Genomic DNA, 3,200 nt, shown 5'->3' on the forward strand with positions numbered 1-3,200 from the left:
TTCGGGCTTATGCTTCTTCTGGGGCATTCCAACGTCCTCTCCAACGGCTCAATAGCCTACTTCAGGGAGGACCACTTTTCAGGGGGCAGGCCAGGTGGAAGCGGTGCGAGGCAAAGGATAATGTACCAGCGTCGATCTCGCTCGCAACAGCACTTCGTCAGAACAATATAGAGAAGTTAATGGCGTCCCAGGCGGGCAACTATGACGCCATACTGATCGATGCACCGGGCGTCGATAGTGTTTTGATGGATACGATAATCGACCATTCAGATATCGTCATCACACCCATTCAGCCCGCCCAAGACGAGATTAAAGCAGTTGGTGAAGCAGCCGAGACAATTGCGACACGAACAGACTTTCTTGACCGCAGTATCCCTCAAGCAGTTCTTCGAACACGCATAACGATCGTCAATCGGCATCTCGAAGAATACCGGATCATTCGATCTTTTGTCCAAAATTTGAGCGAACACGGATACAATTCCGTACTTCTCGATACGGAATTGATCGAACGAAATTGCTATCGTGAAATCCGCAGCGGTCTTGGCACACTACAAATGCTAGAACCGAGTGAACCGGTTCTCAAGGCCAGAGCTGAGGTTAATGCATTCGTCGAGGAGTTGGAGCAACTTAAAAAGACGAAGGGAGCGCAGAGTATCTATGGCTAAGGCAAAAATCTCTCTTTCTGATTTCCCTGTCGCGGAACGACGAAAACGTTCTGACGATCTGGATAGGGCCACTGTTTCTTCCCCGCCGACGTCTCATGCGCACGACGAAGACGCGACAAGGGTTAGAAATAAATCAGTGCCGGCGACAGGAAGTCGGAAAAAGCAGGATAAACCTCTCGAGACAACACCGGAACAACACCGGGCAAGTGCTATTGAAAATGCGAACCGTCGGGAAGACTCCCGTAACCGACTGCGCGAGCTTCGCAAAGCCCGTGAACGTGAAAGCAAACATTTCGTCAACGTTTCGCTTGATTATGAAACGAAACGTCGTCTTGAGAAAGCAGCTCACGACAACGGTCTCAAGATGACCGTCATACTCCGCGACGCAATTGATCAGTATCTCAAAGATAACGGATACTGATTATGCTTGGCCGAAGTGTTCTCGTCGGGATAGCGCTCGGAATTGCCATTGGCATCTATATTGCACCATCGCTGCACACCAAACTAGATTCTCACAATGGCGAACTGACGATCGCTAATGTGGCAAGGCAAAGCTATGATGCCATCTGGCCTGATGACGAAACAGCCAAGACAGAGCTATTTCGATTAGCGAACTGGAATTATGCCGGATACGGCCGCTCTTCCAAAGTGTCAGTGCTACGATGTACTCAAATCAAAGAGCATACCGCTGCATGCGAATTGTCAGCATCACTAAGCTGGCTGAACGAGACCAGAATTATCGAAGCAGTATTCATGGAGGCGGCCAATGATTGGCGCCTCGTCGCGGTGAAATTCCGATAGCCGATGTGACAACGTCGGCATAGGAAGTTCCAAACACATAAAGCCGAAATCACTCTTTCCCTTCATTTCGATATAAACGCGCGTTGAAACAGGCGAACACCACGTCTGGAGTACTGCTATTTTTAGAAAATGTGATAATGATCGCTGTTATGGCATGGTAGGCAAAAGGGGTTTCCGCGTGAGTCGTGAGGCATTGGATTTCGCTAACGAGCATTCTTTGGAAAAAACCAATGATCCTGAGATCGATAAGCCAGTCTTTAGGCGTCCGGGCTTCAACGGAATAAGTACGTTTGAAGAAATCGATCAACGGCTTGCGAAATACCTGCGTGAAGCCCGCGATAAGGCAGGCCTGAAACAAGCCGATTTCGCGCCACTCATGGGACTTTCAACGCCGGTTTATGGTCGCTATGAACGCGCGTTTTCAAAGCTACATGTCACTCGCATGGTTCATATTTGCGAGGTGCTGAACGTAATGCCCATCGACATGCTTTACGAGGCAGCACCTCATTTGTGGGGCAAAAGTGAGGAGGAAGCCAAGGATCGCGTCGAACTTGCGAAACTCGTGGCAAATCTCCCGCACAGCACGACGCGTGACTTGCTTTCGTTGGTTAAAAAAATGGCTGACTTACAAAGCCAGGTTGACGCCAAACCCCAAAGCACGGTTCCAGTTAAATAGTTGAAGCTGGCAATGGCAATTGCGAATATCCGACAATTGCTCGAAATGCGCGATCTAAATACCAACGATCGATTGGATCTTCGGGTTCGGTATTGTATTTCCACACCTAATATGGTACTATTTTTCGGACCAAATTGGATATGGAATTTGTTATGCAACGTGTGGAAGCAAATATAGCAGTTAGTGTTTCGGACCTCAAAAAAAGTCCCTCCGCCGTAATGGACGAGGCTAAGGGCGAGGCTGTCGCCGTTCTTAATCATAATCGAATTATGGCTTATATGGTTCCCGCAGATGTTTATGAAGCCATGCTCGAGCAGTTAGACGATATTCGCCTTACTGAGATAATCCGGAAACGAGCCGACGAAAAAGGAATTTCGGTCGATATCGATGCCTTATAAGCTTGAATTCCTGCCTTCAGCGCTTAAAGAATGGAATAAACTTGGCTCAACAATCCGAGAGCAATTAAAGAAAAAATTGCGTGAACGTTTGGAAACGCCGCGGGTCGTTAGCGCCTCACTTCACGGTATGCCTGACCATTACAAGATAAAATTACGTCAATTAGGCTATCGGCTGGTTTATTCCGTCAACGACGACACCGTGACGGTGTTGGTCGTGGCAGTTGGAAAACGTGAGCGTGGCGATGTTTACAATACCGCTCGCAACAGAACACAGTAATATCTCATCTGTCAGATCCGATGCAGCGTAAAGAAACCTGCTGGATCTCGAGGTCGCTTACGCGACCTCCGTTCTGTGTCTCGATACAAGTCCATGCAGATAATCGGCAGCCGCCTGTGCTTTGGCTCCTGCGGTGATAATGGCGCGTTTGTCGGCCTTCAGGACAGTCAGCCAATTAGCGATGTAAGCGGCTGTGTTATCGTGAGGATAATGGGCCACGCCCAGGTCAGCGCAAAGGAAAGCTGCAGACAGTTCGGCAACGAGCTCTTCGACCGCGTAAGCGTTGGACCGTAACCGCCCGATTGTTACCGTGGGGAATATGTCTTGACACGTTCGACGACTTCCTGGTCGTCGACAAAGCATTCGAGGAATTCTTGCCATTT

6 protein-coding genes and 1 pseudogene are annotated in these 3,200 nt (G+C 49.0%); 6 read left to right on the forward strand and 1 reads right to left on the reverse strand.

The window, feature by feature from the left end; all coding sequences use genetic code 11:
* The 6 genes from FHS76_RS22330 to FHS76_RS22355 all read left to right on the forward strand — a co-directional run.
* A partial coding sequence (locus FHS76_RS22330; protein WP_235992872.1) for a ParA family protein occupies positions 1–665 on the forward strand: 665 nt, incomplete at its 5' end.
* On the forward strand, positions 658–1,086 hold the full coding sequence (locus FHS76_RS22690; RefSeq protein ID WP_235992874.1) for a ribbon-helix-helix protein, CopG family: 429 nt from the start codon (positions 658–660) through the stop codon (positions 1,084–1,086). The genes FHS76_RS22330 and FHS76_RS22690, both read left to right, overlap by 8 nt.
* A 2-nt stretch (positions 1,087–1,088) precedes the next feature.
* Positions 1,089–1,466, forward strand: coding sequence for a hypothetical protein (locus tag FHS76_RS22340; protein ID WP_183658509.1), 378 nt, complete (start codon positions 1,089–1,091; stop codon positions 1,464–1,466).
* A gap of 178 nt (positions 1,467–1,644) precedes the next feature.
* Positions 1,645–2,142: a helix-turn-helix domain-containing protein gene (locus tag FHS76_RS22345; RefSeq protein WP_183658512.1), complete on the forward strand. Its 498-nt coding sequence runs from the start codon at positions 1,645–1,647 to the stop codon at positions 2,140–2,142.
* 152 nt (positions 2,143–2,294) lie between these two features.
* On the forward strand, positions 2,295–2,540 hold the full coding sequence (locus tag FHS76_RS22350; RefSeq protein WP_109989459.1) for a type II toxin-antitoxin system Phd/YefM family antitoxin: 246 nt from the start codon (positions 2,295–2,297) through the stop codon (positions 2,538–2,540).
* Positions 2,530–2,817, forward strand: a complete 288-nt coding sequence (locus tag FHS76_RS22355; RefSeq protein WP_183658515.1) for a type II toxin-antitoxin system RelE family toxin — start codon at positions 2,530–2,532, stop codon at positions 2,815–2,817. The genes FHS76_RS22350 and FHS76_RS22355 overlap by 11 nt, the downstream gene beginning before the upstream one ends.
* A gap of 57 nt (positions 2,818–2,874) precedes the next feature.
* On the opposite strand, the pseudogene FHS76_RS22360 reads toward FHS76_RS22355, so the two are convergent.
* Positions 2,875–3,117, reverse strand: a pseudogene (locus FHS76_RS22360) (zincin-like metallopeptidase domain-containing protein); the annotation flags it as partial.
* Between the last annotated feature and the right edge of the window lie 83 nt (positions 3,118–3,200).

Origin of the sequence: Brucella daejeonensis (genome assembly GCF_014199265.1) — a bacterium.
Taxonomy (GTDB): Bacteria; Pseudomonadota; Alphaproteobacteria; order Rhizobiales; family Rhizobiaceae; genus Brucella; species Brucella daejeonensis.